The organism is Microbacterium sp. (assembly GCF_017305435.1).
Lineage (GTDB): Bacteria > Actinomycetota > Actinomycetes > Actinomycetales > Microbacteriaceae > Microbacterium.
Window position 1 is genome coordinate 355,229 of record NZ_JAFKIP010000005.1, and the last position, 17,228, is coordinate 372,456.

9 protein-coding genes are annotated in these 17,228 nt (G+C 72.7%); all 9 read left to right on the plus strand.

All coding sequences use genetic code 11. The features are described 5' to 3' along the window. Window positions 1-62: 62 nt before the first annotated feature. The 9 genes from J0I43_RS10175 (at window position 63) to fusA (ending at window position 17,136) form a co-directional block, all read left to right on the plus strand. Window positions 63-1,190 carry a serine/threonine-protein kinase gene (locus J0I43_RS10175; RefSeq protein ID WP_292862896.1) on the plus strand — a complete coding sequence of 376 codons (1,128 nt, stop codon included), beginning with the start codon at window positions 63-65 and terminating at the stop codon, window positions 1,188-1,190. Beyond that, complete coding sequence (locus tag J0I43_RS10180) at window positions 1,190-7,138, plus strand: Ig-like domain-containing protein (RefSeq protein ID WP_292862899.1); 5,949 nt, start codon at window positions 1,190-1,192, stop codon at window positions 7,136-7,138. The genes J0I43_RS10175 and J0I43_RS10180 overlap by 1 nt, the downstream gene beginning before the upstream one ends. Further along, window positions 7,135-8,100 carry a MoxR family ATPase gene (locus J0I43_RS10185; protein WP_292862902.1) on the plus strand — a complete coding sequence of 322 codons (966 nt, stop codon included), beginning with the start codon at window positions 7,135-7,137 and terminating at the stop codon, window positions 8,098-8,100. Before J0I43_RS10180 ends, J0I43_RS10185 begins: the two co-directional genes overlap by 4 nt. Further along, entirely contained in the window at window positions 8,097-9,476 is a 1,380-nt protein-coding gene (locus J0I43_RS10190; RefSeq protein ID WP_292862905.1) for a DUF58 domain-containing protein, read from the plus strand. The genes J0I43_RS10185 and J0I43_RS10190 overlap by 4 nt, the downstream gene beginning before the upstream one ends. Beyond that, window positions 9,473-11,890: a transglutaminase-like domain-containing protein gene (locus J0I43_RS10195; RefSeq protein ID WP_292862908.1), complete on the plus strand. Its 2,418-nt coding sequence runs from the start codon at window positions 9,473-9,475 to the stop codon at window positions 11,888-11,890. Before J0I43_RS10190 ends, J0I43_RS10195 begins: the two co-directional genes overlap by 4 nt. Further along, window positions 11,887-13,674 (plus strand): DUF5684 domain-containing protein, encoded by a 1,788-nt coding sequence (locus J0I43_RS10200; protein WP_292862911.1) that lies wholly within the window; start codon window positions 11,887-11,889, stop codon window positions 13,672-13,674. The genes J0I43_RS10195 and J0I43_RS10200 overlap by 4 nt, the downstream gene beginning before the upstream one ends. A gap of 402 nt (window positions 13,675-14,076) precedes the next feature. Then, the gene (gene rpsL, locus J0I43_RS10205) at window positions 14,077-14,445 is read left to right on the plus strand and encodes a 30S ribosomal protein S12 (protein WP_017201609.1); all 369 of its coding nucleotides are present in this window, start codon (window positions 14,077-14,079) and stop codon (window positions 14,443-14,445) included. 5 nt (window positions 14,446-14,450) lie between these two features. Next, window positions 14,451-14,921 (plus strand): 30S ribosomal protein S7, encoded by a 471-nt coding sequence (gene rpsG, locus J0I43_RS10210; protein WP_292862915.1) that lies wholly within the window; start codon window positions 14,451-14,453, stop codon window positions 14,919-14,921. A 100-nt stretch (window positions 14,922-15,021) separates the two neighbouring features. Continuing rightward, window positions 15,022-17,136 (plus strand): elongation factor G, encoded by a 2,115-nt coding sequence (gene fusA / locus J0I43_RS10215; protein WP_292862918.1) that lies wholly within the window; start codon window positions 15,022-15,024, stop codon window positions 17,134-17,136. The last annotated feature ends 92 nt before the right edge of the window (window positions 17,137-17,228 follow it).

Genomic DNA, 17,228 nt, shown 5'->3' on the forward strand with positions numbered 1-17,228 from the left:
TCCCGTTTTGTTAGCATTACCGGGTCTTCGAAGAGGCCGGGGACCAGGAGCGAAGGGGTGCCATGACGCGCAGGCTGCCCTCCGCACCGCCCCTGCTCCCCGGTCTCGACTACGTCCGCCCCCTCGGTTCCGGCGGCTTCGCCGACGTCTTCCTCTACCAGCAGGACATGCCGCGGCGCCAAGTCGCCGTCAAGGTCCTGCCGGTCGGCGAACGCGACCCCGACCTCCTGCGCATGTTCAACGCCGAGGCGGACGTCCTCGCGCACCTGTCCGCGCATCCCGCGATCGTGACGGTCTACCAGGCGGGGATCTCGGCCGACGGACGCCCGTACATCGTGATGGAGTACTGCCCCGGCTCCCTCTCGCAGCGCTACCGGATCGAACGGATCCCCACCGAGGACGTCATGGCGATCGCCGTGCGCCTCGCCGGGGCGCTCGAGTCCGCGCATCGCGCCGGACTGATCCACCGCGACATCAAGCCGAGCAACATCCTCATCACGACGTTCGGGTCGGCGGTGCTCGCCGACTTCGGCATCTCGTCGACCCTCGCGCGGTCGACGGGCGATGAGGTCCTGGCGATGTCGATCCCGTGGAGCGCGCCCGAAGTCGTCGCGGAGCACACCGGCGGCACGATCGCGAGCGAGGTGTGGGGGCTCGGCGCGACCGTCTACTCGCTGCTGGCGGGGCACAGCCCGTTCGAGCGACGGGAGAAGGGGCAGAACACCCGCGAGCTGATGCGGCGCCGCATCGCCCGCGCGACGTTCGTCCCGATCTCGCGCGATGACGTCCCCGACGCCCTGCAGCAGGTGCTCGCGACCGCGATGGCGCGCGACCCCGACCGCCGGTACCGCAGCGCCGCCGAGTTCGGCGAGGCGGTTCGCGACGTGCAGCGTCATGCGGGTCTCGCACCCACACCGCTCGAGGTGCCGGCGGCGGAGTGGATGCCGGCATCCGCACCCGTCGACTTCGCCGACAGCGCCGCCCGCGGGCCGGCGCGCAGCCACGTCGCGCACGAGAGCCGGCGTTCGCCGGTGCCGCGCGAGCTCACCGTGCGCCACCGCGAGGAGGACACCGACGTCACGACGCCCCCGTCCGCCGGCAGCCGCGTCTGGCCGTGGATCGTCGGCGGCGTGATCGTCGCGGCGGCCCTCGCCGGCGGCGGCGCGTGGGTGTGGACGGTCCTGTCCTGATGCGCCGGCAGACGGCGGTCGGCCTCGCCGCGGCGGGTGCGGTCCTCGCGCTCGTCGCGGGCGCGAGCGTCGTGTGGCCGGGCCTCGACGCGCAGCGTACGCCGCCGAAGACCACGACCGCGTGGGTGTTGCAGTCCGACGGCCTGCGGTACGCCCGGGTGAACACCGCGATCGACGAGCTCGACACCGTCCGCGCCGTGAGCAATCCGAGCCGGATCGTGCAGACGCAGGGCGCCTCGTACATGTTCACCGACAGCGACGCCAAGGTCGTCCGGATCGACGACGCCGTCCCGGTCGATCTCGACGCGGAGAGCCTGCGCGACGCGGCGTCCGCGCCGCCGGGGACCGAGGAGGTCGACACGTCGGGCGACTTCGTCGCCTACCGGACGGATGCCGGGGCGATCTCCGCGGGTCGACTCTCAAGCGGCCAGGTGACCCCGCTCGACCCGACGGGCACGCGCTCGAGCGAGAGCGCCGACGGTCCCGCGTACACGTCCGACGCGATCGCGGTGGATGCGGCGGGGGACCTCTTCAGCTATTCGGCGGCGGCGGGCACGGTCGTCCGCATGGACATCGACACGGGAGAGGTCCGCAGCACCGACAGTGTCGCCGCCGAGGTGTCGTCCCCCGCGCTCACGGCGGCAGGCGACGACTGGGTGCTCGTGGACTCGGCATCCGGAGAGTACTGGACGCGCACCCGCGCCGGTGCCTCCGCCGGCACGTCCGGCGTCGTCGCGCTCTCCCGCGCCGACGCGGACGGCGACGCGGTCTATCTCGCCGATGAGAGCGGACTCGTCCGTGTGCCGACGACGGATGCCGACGCCGAGCGCGTCTTCGGCGACCGGACGACTGCGCGCGGCACACCGGCACGCCCCGTCGTCCGCGGCGGCGTCGTGTACGCGGCGTGGCTCTCCGAGGGCGCCGGCCCCGGGACGCTGTGGACGTCCGACGGCGGCGATGTGCAGCTGGACTACGCCGGAGCGACGCTGCCCTCTCAGCGACGGCCGACGTTCACGGATGCCGGCGACGGACTCGTGCTCAACGACACCCGGTCGGGCTGGGTGTGGACCGTTCCGGACGGCGCCCTCGTGCCGTCGAGCCAGAACTGGGATCTCGACGACGCCGTGGAGACCGCCCCGGAGACGAACGACCAGGAGCCCCCCGCCGTCATCGACCCGCGGCCGCCTGTCGCCGTCGACGATGCGTTCGGCGTTCGCGCCGGCGCGCTCGTGTCGCTGCCCGTGCTCCTCAACGACCACGACCCCAACGAAGACGTGCTGCAGATCGACGCGGCATCCGTCCAGGGTCTCGACCCCGCGTTCGGCACCCTCACCCTCACGGACGACCGGCAGCGCCTCGCGATCCGTGTCGCGGCGGATGCCACGGGCACCGTGTCGTTCCGGTACGCCGTGAGCGACGGGACGGCGGTGGACGGGCTCCTCTCCGCGCCCGCGACGGTGACGTTGCGCGTCGTGGGGGACGAGGAGAACTCCGCGCCGCAGTGGTGCGGCGTCGAGGGGTGCCAGCAGTCCTGGCCGGAGCCCGAGGTCGCCGTCGGCGGCACGGTCGCGGTGCCCGTGCTCGGCGACTGGGTCGATCCGGAGGGCGACCCCATCGTCCTACTCTCGGCGGTCGACGAGTCGGGGACGGGTCAGGTGGCCTCGACGCCCGAGGGGCGCGTCGTCTTCCAGCACGCCGACTCCGGCCAGATCGCGGATGCCGGCGGCGGCGACGCGGCCGCCCCCGTCACCCTCACCGTCGCCGACACGCGCGGCGCCGTCACGACGAAGACGCTCTCCGTGCGGGTGCTGTCCGACCCGCAGCCGCACCTGCAGTCGTTCGCCGTCGTCGACACGGCGGGCTCGCGCCTGACCATCGACGTCGCGCCCCACGTCACCGGCACGGCGGGCCAGCTCACGCTCACCGCGGCGCGCATCCTCGACGACGCGGCCGCGACGGCGACCGTCGTCGGCGGCACGACGCAATTCGACTTCGCCGCGGCGAACCCCGGCACCTATCGGGTCGCAGTGACCGTCTCGGCGGGCGGCCACGAGACGACGGGCACGGCCCGCGTGACGCTCCTGGCGCCGGACGCGCCGGCGCAGCTGGCGACGGCGCCGGTCGTCGCGTTCGTCAGGCCGCAGGCCGACGCGACCGTCGATGTGCTCGCCGCGGTCGCCAACCCGACGGGGCGCGTGCTGCTCCTCAGCGATGTCGTGGTCTCCGCGGCGGCGGGCTCTTCGCTCGTCGCGGATGCCGTCGGTCAGAGCCAGCTGCGGGTGTCGGGCTCGACCGCGACGGCGGAGTCGGGGCTCCTCGGCACCGTCTCCTACCGGGTCAGCGATGGCACGGCCGACGAGGGCGCCTCGGTTGTGGGCGAGGCGACGATCTATCTCCTGCCGCCCGCGCCCGAGGCGGCTCCCATCACGGTCGACGACAGCGTCGTGGTGCGTGCGGGGGAGCAGGTCGACGTGCCCGTCCTCGACAACGACGTGTCGGCCGAGGGCGGCCGCCCCCGCCTTGACGCGGAATCGATCACCTCCTCGTCGCCCGACGCGCTCGCGTTCGCGTCGGGCGACGTGCTGCGCTATCTCGCCCCCGACGCGCCCGGCCAGTACACGGTGGGCTACCGTGCCTTCACCACCGGCTCGCCCGCCCTCGGCGACATCGCGACGGTGCACGTGCGGGTCGTCTCGGCCGACGAGAACCGCGATCCGCTGCCGCCGCGCCTGTCCGGGCGCGTCGCGAGCGGCCTGCAGACGACGGTCGCGTTCGACGGGTTCGGCATGGACCCCGACGGCGACGTCGTGCGCCTCGACCGCATCGTCAGCCAGCCCGCGCACGGCGCCGCGGCGATCGCCCCCGACGGCACGGGCATCGTCTACACGAGCACGGCGGGCTCGAGCGGTCAGGACACCTTCACGTACCGCGTGATCGACGCGTTCGGCGCGACCGGCGAGGGCACCGTGCGCATCGGCATCCTGAGCGGCGAGGCGAACCCGAGCCCGATCACCTACACCGACTACGTGCACGTGCAGGCGGGTGCCGACAGCGTCATCCGCGTGCATCCGCTCGCGAACGACCTCGACCCCACGCAGGGGACGCTGAGCCTCGCACGCGTCCGACCGGACGTCCCGGAGACGGCGCTCGACGGGTCGACGAGCACCGAGTTCGCACGCCTGTCCGAACGCATCCGCAGCGTCACCGAGGACACCGTCACGATCGCCGCCGGCACCGAGCCGGGGACGATGTCGTTCCTCTACGACGTCGAGTCGTCGTCGGGGAGCACCGCCCGAGGACTCCTCGTCGTCAAGGTCGTCTCGCAGCGCGTTCCCGACTACCCGGTCGTCTCCGACACCGTGCTGACCGCCGCCGACCGCGACGACCTCGACACGGGTGTCGACGTGCTGGCGGGGAAGGTGCTGTGGTCGGGCGGCGACACGGGCGACCTCGAAGTCGGGCTCTGGGGCTCGCCCGCGGGGGTCAGCGTGGTCGGGCACCGACTGCGCGCGACGCCCGGCGACGCCGCGCGCATCATCCCGTTCTCGGTCACGGGGGAGACATCCGGCGGGCCGGTCACGACCTACGCCTTCCTGCGGGTGCCGGCGGCCTCGGAGGGCGCGCTGTCGCTGCGCGCGGGGACGCCGCCCCTCACCGTGGGCGAAGGGCAGCAGGTGGATGCCGACGTCGCGAGCCTCGTCGCGCTGCCGCGCGGGCGCGCACTCGAACTCGACGCGACGGGCGTCCGCGCCTCCGGCGCGCGCGCGGGCGGCGTCTGCGTCGCGACCTCGGGGAGCGGCATCCGCTACACGGCGGGCGACGGTGCCCCGTGGGCCGACGCGTGCCTCGTGCCCGTGCGCCTCATCGGGACGTCGGCGTGGTCGGTGCTGTCCATCCCCGTGGCGGTGACGCCCCGCGCGCCGCAGCCCTCGCTCGCGCCGGCCGCGCTGGAGGTGGGGCCGGGCGAGACGCACGTGTTCGACCTGACCTCGATGACGACGTGGCAGGGCAAGGCGGAGCCGATCGAGTACCGGATCGGGGGGACCCCGGCGTCCTTCGTCCTGACGCTGCAGGGCGCGCAGCTGACGGTGCGCGGCAACGACAACGCCGCGCCGGGCACGGTCGAGAGTGTCACGGTCGAGGTGACGAGCCACCCGGGCGTCACGCCGGCCCGGATCACCCTGCGGGTCGGGGCGGCGCCGTCGACCCTGCCGCAGGGCGGCCGGGCGGCGCAGCAGTGCAGCCAGGCATCCGGCTCGTCGTGCACGATCGACGTGGTCGGCGCTCCGGGAGAGGTCAACCCGCTGCCCTCGACGCCGCTCCAGCTCGTCTCGGTCGCCGCGTCGAGCGCGTGCACGGGCGTCACCTTCGCCGTCGCGTCGGCGACGCGCGTGATCGCCAGCTGGGACGCCGACGCTCCCGGGGCGACCTGCAGCGCGCGATTCACCGTGCGCGACGCGCAGGGCCGGCAGACCGCGTCGGGCCGCGACGGCTCCGTGGTCCTCGACCTCCTCGGGTTCCCGCGCGCTCCCTCGTCCGTCGCGCAGACCGCCTACGCGGACGGCAGCCTGACGCTGCGCGTCGACCCGGGTGCGGCACAGACCTCGTACCCCGTCGTCACCGGCTTCGACGTCCGCATGGGCGGCCAGAGCGTCGCGACCTGTTCGGCGCAGGGCGTCTGCCCGGCCATCTCCGCCCCCAACGGCGAGCAGCGCCAGTACGAGGCGGTCGCCGTGAACTCCGTCGGCCCCTCCCGCACGTCCGTCCGGACGACGGCGTGGGCCTATGACCCGCCCGCGGTGCCGTCCTCGGCGGTCTCGACGCCCGTCCCGGCGGGCGCGGACGGCGGCGTGGTCTCCCTCGCCTTCAGCGGGGTGGATGCCGCGGACGCGAAGGCCCTGCAGATCACGAGCCCCGTCGGGGAGAGCATCACCGTCCCCGTCGACATCCGCACGACCTCCGTCACCGTCCCGACCTTCCGCGTCGGCGCGAACACGACGACCGCCGTCACGGTCACCCCGCTGTCGCGCTACGACGTGCCGCCCGGCCTCGGCGGACCGGCGATCGGGTCGATGACCGTGAATGCGAACGGCGTCGGCGCTCCGACGGCGCCGGACCTCACCCTCACGGCCGTCAACGCGGGCGGCGGACTCGCCGACATCACGGCGGTGGGATCGGCGGGCTCGGGCGGCACCGGCTCGACGCTGCGCTACGGCATCGTCCCGCAGGGGCAGCCGTGCACCCCGACCGTCGGCGGCGACCGGGAGGTGTTCCGCGGGTACCAGGACGGGCGCCGGTACACCTTCGACCTGTGCGTCGAGTCCTGGTACAACGGCCAGCCGTTCGCCCGATCGACGACGAGCAAGGAGGTGCGGGCGGTGCAGAGCGGCAACGCGCCGACGGGCTACACGTTCGTCGTCGGGCCCACCGCGCACGTCGGCGACGGGCGCGCCAGCTGGACGATCGACACCGACCCCACGTCTCCCGAAGAGCCGCCCCGCGACAACGTCCCCGCCTTCTCGGGGCTCCCGAGTACTGTCTTCGACACCGACCCCGGCATCCGCGTGCGCTACGAGCACATCTCCGGGTGGTGGCAGACCCAGTGGGGCGCCGTCACACCGGCCGCCGGCAGCGCGCCCTACCAGGTGCAGGCGACGTGGTTGCTCGGAGCGTGCACCGGCGGCGCCTCGCTGAGCCACACGGGGCGCTCCACCGGGTCGCTCGCCACGATCACGTTCGACACCGCCGCGATCGTCTACTACGACGCGCAGGGCGCCGTCATCCCCACCGGCACTGACCCCTGGCTCGTGCCCGACGCCGCAGCGCGCGTCGAAGGCATCCGCGTCGGCGTCGACTGGTCGGCGCACGGGTGGAACCTGGATGCCGCCACCGCGACCCTCTCCGCCGTCTGCACCCCCGTTCCGCCCACCACCGGAGGCACCCCGTGACCATCACCCCCGAACAGGCGACCTGGTTCGCGCAGACCTTCGCGGCGCTCGCCGACAACGTCGAGCGCGCCGTCCTCGGCAAGCGCCACGTCGTCGAGCTCGTGCTGACGGCCATGCTGAGCGAGGGTCACGTGCTGCTGGAGGATGTCCCGGGAACCGGCAAGACGTCGCTCGCGCGCGCCGTCGCGCAGTCGGTGCAGGGCACGACGACCCGCATCCAGTTCACGCCGGATCTCCTCCCCGGCGATATCACCGGCATCACGGTGTACGACCAGAAGACGGGCGAGTTCGAGTTCCACCAGGGCCCCGTGTTCGCCAACATCGTGCTCGCCGACGAGATCAACCGGGCGAGCCCGAAGACGCAGTCGGCCCTCCTCGAGGTCATGGAGGAGGGGCACGTCACGATCGACGGCGTCACGCGGCCCGTCGGCAAGCCCTTCCTCGTGCTCGCCACGCAGAACCCCGTCGAGCAGGCCGGCACGTACCGCCTGCCCGAGGCGCAGCTCGACCGGTTCCTCCTGCGCACCTCGCTCGGCTACCCCGACCACGCGGCGACGGTGCGGATCCTCGATCGGGGCGCCGCCCCCATCGGCGAGCTCGCCCCGATCATCACCCCCGGCGCGCTCGCCGGCATGGCGGAACTGGCCGCCGACGTGTACGTCGACGCCCTCGTGCTCGACTACATCGCGCGCATCGTGGATGCCACGCGCTCGGCAGACGAGGTGCGGCTCGGCGTCAGCATCCGCGGCGCCCTCGCCCTCACCCGCGCGGCGCGCGCGACGGCGGCGGCGCAGGGCCGCACCTACGCGACGCCCGACGACGTCAAGCGGCTCGCCGTCGCGGTCCTCGCGCACCGCCTGATCCTCCACCCCGAGGCCGAGTTCGACGGCGTCACCGCCGAGGCCGTGATCGGTCAGGTCCTCCTCGACGTCACGCCGCCCACCCGCCGGGAGAGTGCGTGACCGAACGCACCGAACGCACCGGCACCGTCTCCGACACGCGACTGACCCGAACTTCGGCCGGATCCCTGACGGGGGAGCGCACCGAGGTCACCTCGGCGCGCAGCCGACGCCTCGTCGGCGTCGCGGTGCGCGCGTCGCGGGCGTGGACCGCGACGCGCGCGGCCCTCGCCCTCGCGTGGGCCTGGGTCCGGCGGACGGTACGTCCAGCGGGGGTGCTGGCGCTCCTCGCCGCGACGCTGGGGCTCGTGGCGGGGCTCGCGTTCGGCTGGGTGGAGGCTCTCGTCGCGGGCATCGCGGCGCTCGTGCTCCTCGCCCTCAGCGCGCCGTTCCTCTTCCAGGCGCGCACGTACGACGTCGACCTGACGCTCGCGCACGAGCGGGTCGTGGCGGGCACCGGTGTGCAGGCGACCGTGACGATCCGCAACACCGGGCGCCGCCCGGCCCTGCCCGGTCGTATCGACGTCCCGGTCGGCGCGGGGCTCGTGGAGTTCGGCGTCCCGCTCCTGCGCGCGGGAGCCTCGAGCGCGCAGGAGCTCGAGCTGCCCCCGCAGCCGCGCGGCATCGTCCGGATCGGCCCCGCGACGACGGTCCGGTCCGACCCGATCGGGCTCTTGCGTCGTGAGCACGCCTTCGACGACGTCCACGACCTCTACGTGCACCCTCGCACGGTCCCGGTCCCCTCGACGAGTGCCGGTCTCATCCGCGACCTCGACGGCAACCCGACCACCCGTCTCGTCGACGCCGACATGTCGTTCCACGCGATCCGCGAGTACGCCCCGGGCGATTCGCGACGCCAGGTGCACTGGAAGTCCACCGCGAAGACCGGGCGCCTGATGGTGCGCCAGTACGAGGAGTCCCGGCGCTCCCGGATGGCGGTCGTCCTCGGCCTCGACACCGCCGAGTACGAGACGGATGCCGAGTTCGAGCTCGCCGTGAGCGCGGCATCCTCGCTCGCGGTCCGCGCCGTGCGCGACGCGCGCGACCTCGACGTCGTCGTCGGGGCGGAGATCCCCCGCGTCGTGCGCGGGCGGCTCCGCGCCATCCGCCACATCCCGACGACGGCGCCGCGCACCGTGCTCGACGGGTTCAGCGGGGTCGACCGCCTCACCGACACGATGGCGTTCGTCGACGTCTGCCGACTGGCCGCGGAGGCGAACGAGCACCTCTCCATCGCGGTCCTCGTGACGGGCTCCCGAGTCGGCGTCGGCGCGCTCCGCCAGGCGGCCCTCGCGTTCCCGGCGGATGCCGCGACGGTCGCCGTCGTGTGCGACGAGCGCGCGCACCCGCGCACGCAGGTGCTCGGCGCGCTCACCGTCATCACGGTGGGCACGCTCGACGACCTCGCGGGGCTTCTGCTGCGGGGGTCGACCTCGTGAGGCGGATCGTCGCGGGGTCCCTCTACGTCGGCATCGGCGTGATCCTCGCCGCCGTGGCTGCCTGGCCGATCTACCGGTCGGCGTCGTTCCTCCTGCTCGTCGCGGTCGCGACGGCGCTCGCCGCCGGGATCGCCGCGCTCGTGCGCTGGCGACGCTGGAGCGGGTGGGTCGCTGCGGCCCTCCTCGCCGGGGCGATCCTCGTCGTGGGCGTGCCGGTGGCCGTCCCGGCTCGGCTCGGCGACCCGGCATCCCTCGCGCGCGGGCTCGGCGAGCTGGGCGCGGGCCTCGTCACCGGGTGGAAGGACCTCCTCACGGTCGATCTGCCCGTCGGCGGGTACCGCAACCTGCTCGTGCCGGCCCTCGTCGTCTTCCTCGTCGGCACGACCGCGGCGCTCCTGCTCGCGTGGCGTCGCGCGGCGATCGGGGCGGCAGCGGTGCCGATCGTGCTCGCGATGGCAGGGTTCGGCCTGCTGTTCGGGCGCACCGACGTCAGTGCGCCGCTGCCGCTCGGCCCCCTGACCCTCGGCGCACCCGTCGAGACCGCGATCGGGCTCGGCTCGCTCGGATCCGCCGTCCTGTGGCTGTCGTGGCGCAGTCGCGAAGCGCGGGTCGCAGCCCTGCGGCGGGCCGCGGCATCCAGCGGCGTGCGGCTTCGTCGCGGGACCCGCTCGGGGACGCGACGGGTCGCTCTCGGCGCCGGGATGGTCGCCGTCGCCGTCGCTGCGGCCCTCGCCGTGCCCGTGGCCGCGGTGCCGGCCGAGCGCACCGTGCTGCGCGAGGCGACCGGCCCGCGGATCGAGATCTCGCGGGCGGTCAGCCCGCTCGCGTCCTACCGGTCGATGTTCCGCGACGACCTCCACGAGCAGGTCCTCTTCTCGGCGACGGGACCGGAGCTGCCCGCGCGCATCCGCCTCGCCGTCCTCGACGACTACGACGGCGCCGTCTTCCGCACCGGTAGCGCGTCCGACTTCGTGCGGATGGCCTCGGAGCGCGCTACGGCGGCGGGAACGCCGGTGGACACGGAGATCGTCCTCGGCGCGCTGGACGGGATCTGGATGCCGTCGGCGGGCGTCGTGGCATCCGTCGCCTTCTCCGGCGGGCGGGCGGCGGCGCTCGCCGACGGGTTCTACGTCGACGACACCCTCGCCGCCGCCGTGCAGACCGCCGGCTGGCGTCAGGACGACGAGTACCGGCTGCGCGCATCGGAACCCGCGACGAGCGCGCTCGCGGATGCGGAGTCCCCCGGTGACCCCGGCGACGGGCCGGACGCGCCCGCGAGCCTCCGCACGTGGATGCAGGCGCACGTCGCCGGCAGCGGCGGTGCGGCGCTCGAGGGCCTCGTCACCCTGCTGCGCGAGCGCGGCTATCTGAGCCACGCGCTCACCGACGCGCAGGCGCAGTGGATGACGGATGCCGGGGTCGACACGTTCGTGCCGAGCGCGGCGGGGCACTCCCTCGCGCGGATCGATCAGCTCTTCACGGCTCTCCTCGAGCGCGAGCAGGACCCGCGCGCGGAGGCCTCGGGCAACTTCGTCGCGGCGATCGGCGACGACGAGCAGTTCGCGGTGGCGACGGCGCTGCTCGCGCGGGAGCTGGGCTTCCCCGCACGGATCATCGTGGGGGCGCGGCTCGAGGCCGCAGACCCCGACCTCGCAGCGTGCGACGACGGTGTGTGCCGCGCGGACGATCTGGCCGCATGGGTCGAGGTGCGCAGCACCGCGGGGGAGTGGATCCCGGTGGACGCGACGCCGCAGCATCGCCAGGCGCCGAGTCGCGAGGTGACGTCGCAGCCCGACCCCACTATCGGCACCGAGGTGCGCCCCGACGAGGTCGACGAGGTCGAGCCGCCCAAGCCCGCGCAGGAGGATGCCGCGTCGAGCCCCGACCGTCCCGACACCGTCGATCTCGCGTGGCTCTGGACGTCGCTGCGCATCGCAGGGATCTCGCTCGGGGCGCTCCTCGTCGTGGTCGGCCCGTTCCTCGCGGTCCTCGCCGCGAAAGCCGTGCGGCGCCGCGCCCGCCGCGGGGCCGACACCCCGGTCGACCGGATCGCCGGTGGGTGGGACGAGTACCTCGATGCGGCGGTGGACGCGGGCCGGCCGGCACCCGCGGCGGCGACGCGGCTCGAGATCGCGCGCGCGCTCGGGCAGGAGGCGGCTCCGGGGATCGCCGTGGCCGCCGATCGCGCCGTCTTCTCGGACGGCGGCGCGACGTCTGACGACGCCACCGAGTTCTGGCGGATCGTGGATGCCGAGCGCGCCGCGTTCACGTCGACACGCTGGCAACGGGTGCGCGCGGCCCTATCGTTGAGATCGTTCATCCCCGAGGGCCTGAAGAGGTCCTCGTCACGCACCGAGAGGTCACGTACCGAGAGGGGGAGCCGGGCGCGCGACGGCGCACGGCGCACCACATGAGCACACCCGCCGACGATTCTCTGGGCGCCCTGCTGGGGCTCCTCTCCGTGGTCGTGAGCCTCGCCCTCTACGTCTGGACCGCGCTCGCCCTCTCGGCGATGTTCCGCAAGATGGGCGAGGACGCCTGGAAGGGCTGGGTTCCCCTCCTCAACACGGCGACCGTGCTCGCGTGGGGCGGGTTCAGCCCGTGGCTGATCCTCCTCGCGTTCATCCCGATCGTCGGGGCCCTGGTCGTCCTCGTCCTCCTCATCGTCTCGGCGCACCGGATCAACTCCGGGTTCGGGTACGGCGGGGGGATGACGGTGCTCGCGGCGCTGCTGTTCGTCGTGTGGGCGAGCATCCTCGGGTTCGGCCCCGCGCGGTGGCTCGGTGCCCGGCGGCGCGCCCGCGTCGCGGCGCCCGACGGGGCGCGGCCCGCAGCCGACCCCGCCGTCGCGGCGGCTGCCGCGCCTGCGGCGCCTGCGGCGCCCGTGCCGCCCGTGCCGCCTGCCGCGGTGTCGCGCGGTGCGGAGCCCGCGAGTGCGCTGTTCGGCGGGCCGGTGTTCGACGACGTGAGTGCGCACGGCGCCTCGAGCGTGCCGGAAGCGGACGCCGCCGCGAACGCTTCTCCCGCGGACTGGATGCCGGCGGAAGAGCCCGCCCCCGCGGCATCCCCCCGTTCACCCGAGGTCGATTCCTCCTTCGCGCCGCCGTCGTCGCCGGGCGTGGATCGGTGGACCCCGCCGGCGCCGTCCGGTGCGGCCGTCCCGGATGAGCCCGCCCCCCTCGCCGCCTCGGCGCCGACCTCCGCACCCGCCGTGCCCGCGCCGCCCTCGGAGGCCCCCGCGACGGAGCCGGATGCCGACCGGGCCGATGCCGACGAGGTCGAGGATGCCGCGTGGCCGTCCGAGATCGACGACGTGTCGGCGATCCACCCCTCCCCCTTCCCGCCGAGCGCGGCAGGAAGCCGCCCGTTCGTCGCCCCGCCCGTCGGCCTGGTCGGAGAGTCCGGGGTGACCGGGGCGACCGCGGCGACCGCGGCGACCGGGGCGACCGGGAGCGACCCCGGTCCGATCGCGTTCGTGCCGGGCCGTCGCGCCGGTTCCGAGCCCCCGCCCCCGCCGTCGCCCGTCACGCGTGTGCCTGCCGTCCGTCCCGGGGATGCCGAGACGCCGGCACGCGTCGGCGACCCGAACGCGGCGATCTTCGCACAGCCCGCGCGCCCGCGGCCGGCGGCCGATCCCGATCCGGACGGCTTCCTCGAACTGTCGGGCGAGGTCTCCGCGGTCGTCGGGGCGCCGGCCGCCGGCCGGCCGCGGTCGGCGATGGGGGCCGTCTCGGCGCAGCACCGCCGCGTCGACGATGTCGACGACGACGAGGGCGTCGACGAGCTGACGCGCGCGACCCGCCCGAGCGCGCCCGGGTTGCTCGACGACATCGACCAGACGGTCGTCGCGCGTCGATCGGTGCGGCCGACGTGGGAGCTCGTTCCCGCGGTCGGTTCCCCCCTGCCGCTGACGGCGCCGGTCGTGATCCTCGGGCGTCGGCCTTCCGCCGATCCCGCCTTCCCCGCGGCGCAGCTGCTCGCCGTCGCGGGCGACGCGCGCACGGTGTCGAAGACGCACGCGCGGATCGAGCAGCGCGGTGAGAGCTGGATCGTGACCGACCTCGGCTCGACCAACGGTGTGCTCGTCCGCACGCTCATGGGCGACGAGGTCGAGGTCGAGCAGGGCGGTCAACTGGATGCCGGTGAGCGCTTCTTCCTCGGTGACGAGGAGTTCCACCTGCGCCGCATCACCCGCTGACCCCCGCCCCCGCGGACCCCCGTCCGCCCCGCCCCGCCCCCCGCACGCCCGCCGAGTGTCCAGAACACGCGGTGCCGAGCGCGTCGGACTCCGCGTGTTCTGGACACTCGGCATCCAGACCGATCCACCCGCGCCGGCTCCGACTCGGCGACACCCCCGCGCGTTTGCCCGCATTCGTCATACGGCGTAGTATTGAGCGGGTGTGCGCTCTGCGCGCCTTGTGTCGTGTCCGGCTCCGGTCGGAAGCGACGGGGCGAGCAGCGCGGCACGACCGGGATCGATCTGCGAACAGGTCGCCCCCACGGCATATCCACCACGAAAAAGCCCGACGGTTCCGTCGTGCCGGTGGATCTGTGGTGAAACCACACCAGCTGTCACCGTGCAGCATGAGAAGGAGAGAACGTGCCAACCATTCAGCAGTTGGTTCGCAAGGGTCGTTCGCCGAAGGTCACCAAGACCAAGGCGCCCGCCCTGAAGTCGAACCCGCAGCAGGCGGGTGTCTGCACCCGCGTCTACACCACGACGCCCAAGAAGCCGAACTCGGCGATGCGCAAGGTCGCCCGTGTCAAGCTCCGCAACGGCACCGAGGTCACCGCCTACATCCCCGGCGAGGGCCACAACCTGCAGGAGCACTCGCTCGTGCTCGTCCGTGGAGGCCGTGTGAAGGACCTCCCCGGTGTCCGTTACAAGATCGTTCGCGGCGCCCTGGACACCCAGGCCGTCAAGAACCGCAAGCAGGCCCGTAGCCGCTACGGCGCCAAGAAGGGCTGAGTCCGATGCCTCGCAAGGGACCCGCACCCCGCCGCATCGTCGTCAACGACCCGGTCTACGGTGCTCCGATCGTCACCCAGCTGGTGAACAAGATCCTCGTCGACGGCAAGAAGTCGATCGCCGAAGCCATCGTCTACAACGCCCTCAAGGGCGTCGAGGCGAAGAACGGCCAGGATGCCGTCGCAACGCTCAAGAAGGCGCTCGACAACGTCCGCCCCACCCTCGAGGTCAAGAGCCGTCGCGTCGGCGGCTCGACCTACCAGGTGCCCGTCGAGGTCAAGCCGCACCGCGCGAACACGCTCGCGCTGCGCTGGCTCGTCTCCTACGCGAAGGGTCGTCGTGAGAAGACGATGACCGAGCGTCTGCAGAACGAGATCCTCGACGCCTCGAACGGCCTCGGTGCCGCGGTCAAGCGCCGCGAGGACACCCACAAGATGGCCGAGTCGAACCGCGCCTTCGCGCACTACCGCTGGTGATCTCGATACGCGGCTGCGCCGCTACTCACTCACCGGAGTAGTGGCGCAGCCCGCGTATCCACGCCGCACGCAAGCCCGAAACCACACGTAAGGACACCCCGTGGCACAAGAAGTGCTCACCGACCTCAACAAGGTCCGCAACATCGGCATCATGGCGCACATCGATGCCGGCAAGACGACGACGACCGAGCGCATCCTCTTCTACACGGGTGTCAACCACAAGCTCGGCGAGACGCACGACGGTGCGTCGACGACCGACTGGATGGAGCAGGAGAAGGAGCGCGGCATCACGATCACGTCGGCCGCCGTGACCTGCTTCTGGAACAAGCACCAGATCAACATCATCGACACCCCCGGCCACGTCGACTTCACGGTCGAGGTGGAGCGCTCGCTCCGCGTCCTCGACGGCGCGGTCGCCGTCTTCGACGGCAAGGAGGGCGTCGAGCCCCAGTCCGAGACCGTGTGGCGTCAGGCCGACAAGTACGACGTGCCCCGCATCTGCTTCGTCAACAAGATGGACAAGCTGGGCGCCGACTTCTACTTCACGGTGGACACCATCGTGAACCGCCTGGGCGCCAAGCCCCTCGTGCTGCAGCTGCCGATCGGCGCCGAGAACGACTTCGTCGGGGTCATCGACCTCGTCGAGATGCGCGCGCTCGTCTGGCCCGGCGACGCCAAGGGTGATGTCACCATGGGCGCCAAGTACGAGGTCCAGGAGATCCCCGCCGACCTCGCCGATCGTGCGGCCGAGTACCGTGAGAAGCTGCTCGAGACGGTCGCCGAGACCGACGAGGCGCTGCTCGAGAAGTACTTCGGCGGCGAGGAGCTCACGCTCGCCGAGATCAAGGGCGCGATCCGCAAGCTGACCGTCGCGGGCGACATCTACCCCGTGCTCTGCGGTTCGGCGTTCAAGAACCGCGGCGTGCAGCCCATGCTCGACGCGGTCGTCGACTACCTGCCCTCGCCCCTGGACGTGCCCGCCATCGAGGCCCACGACCCCAAGGACGAAGAGGTCGTCATTGAGCGTCACCCCGACGCCAACGACCCGTTCGCGGCGCTCGCGTTCAAGGTCGCCGTGCACCCGTTCTTCGGTCGCCTGACCTACATCCGCGTCTACTCGGGTCACCTCGACTCGGGCGCGCAGGTCATCAACTCGACCAAGGGCAAGAAGGAGCGCATCGGGAAGATCTTCCAGATGCACGCCAACAAGGAGAACCCGGTCGACTCGGTCACCGCGGGCAACATCTACGCCGTCATCGGCCTGAAGGACACCACCACCGGTGACACCCTCGCCGACCCGGCCGCGCCCGTCGTCCTCGAGTCGATGACGTTCCCCGAGCCCGTCATCGAGGTCGCGATCGAGCCGAAGACGAAGGCCGACCAGGAGAAGCTGGGCACCGCGATCCAGAAGCTCGCCGAGGAGGACCCGACCTTCCGCACCGAGCTGAACCCCGAGACCGGCCAGACCGTCATCAAGGGCATGGGCGAGCTGCACCTCGACATCCTCGTGGACCGCATGAAGCGCGAGTTCAAGGTCGAGGCCAACGTCGGCAAGCCCCAGGTCGCGTACCGCGAGACGATTCGCAAGGCCGTCGAGCGTCACGACTACACGCACAAGAAGCAGACCGGTGGGTCGGGTCAGTTCGCCAAGATCCAGTTCGCGCTGGAGCCCCTCGAGGTCACGGCGGAGAAGACGTACGAGTTCGAGAACAAGGTCACCGGTGGCCGCATCCCGCGCGAGTACATCGAGCCCACCAACCAGGGATTCCAGGACGCGATGAACGTCGGCGTGCTCGCCGGCTACCCCATCGTGGGTGTCAAGGCGATTCTGCTCGACGGTGCCAGCCACGACGTCGACTCGTCCGAGATGGCGTTCAAGATCGCGGGCTCGATGGGCTTCAAGGAGGCCATCCGCAAGGCGAACCCCGCGATCCTCGAGCCGCTCATGGCGGTCGAGGTGCGTACGCCCGAGGAGTACATGGGCGACGTCATCGGCGACCTGAACTCGCGTCGTGGCCAGATCCAGTCGATGGAGGACGGCTCGGGCATCAAGATCGTCCGCGCTCTCGTCCCGCTGTCGGAGATGTTCGGCTACATCGGCGACCTGCGCTCGAAGACCTCTGGTCGCGCGGTCTACTCGATGGAGTTCGACTCGTACGCCGAGGTCCCCAAGGCCGTCGCCGACGAGATCGTCCAGAAGAACAAGGGCGAGTGACCCTGATGGATGCCGGCGGGACGACCCTCCGGCATCCATCGCTCGCTCACCTGTGACACACAACTTCATACCCGTAAACTAGAAACATCCCC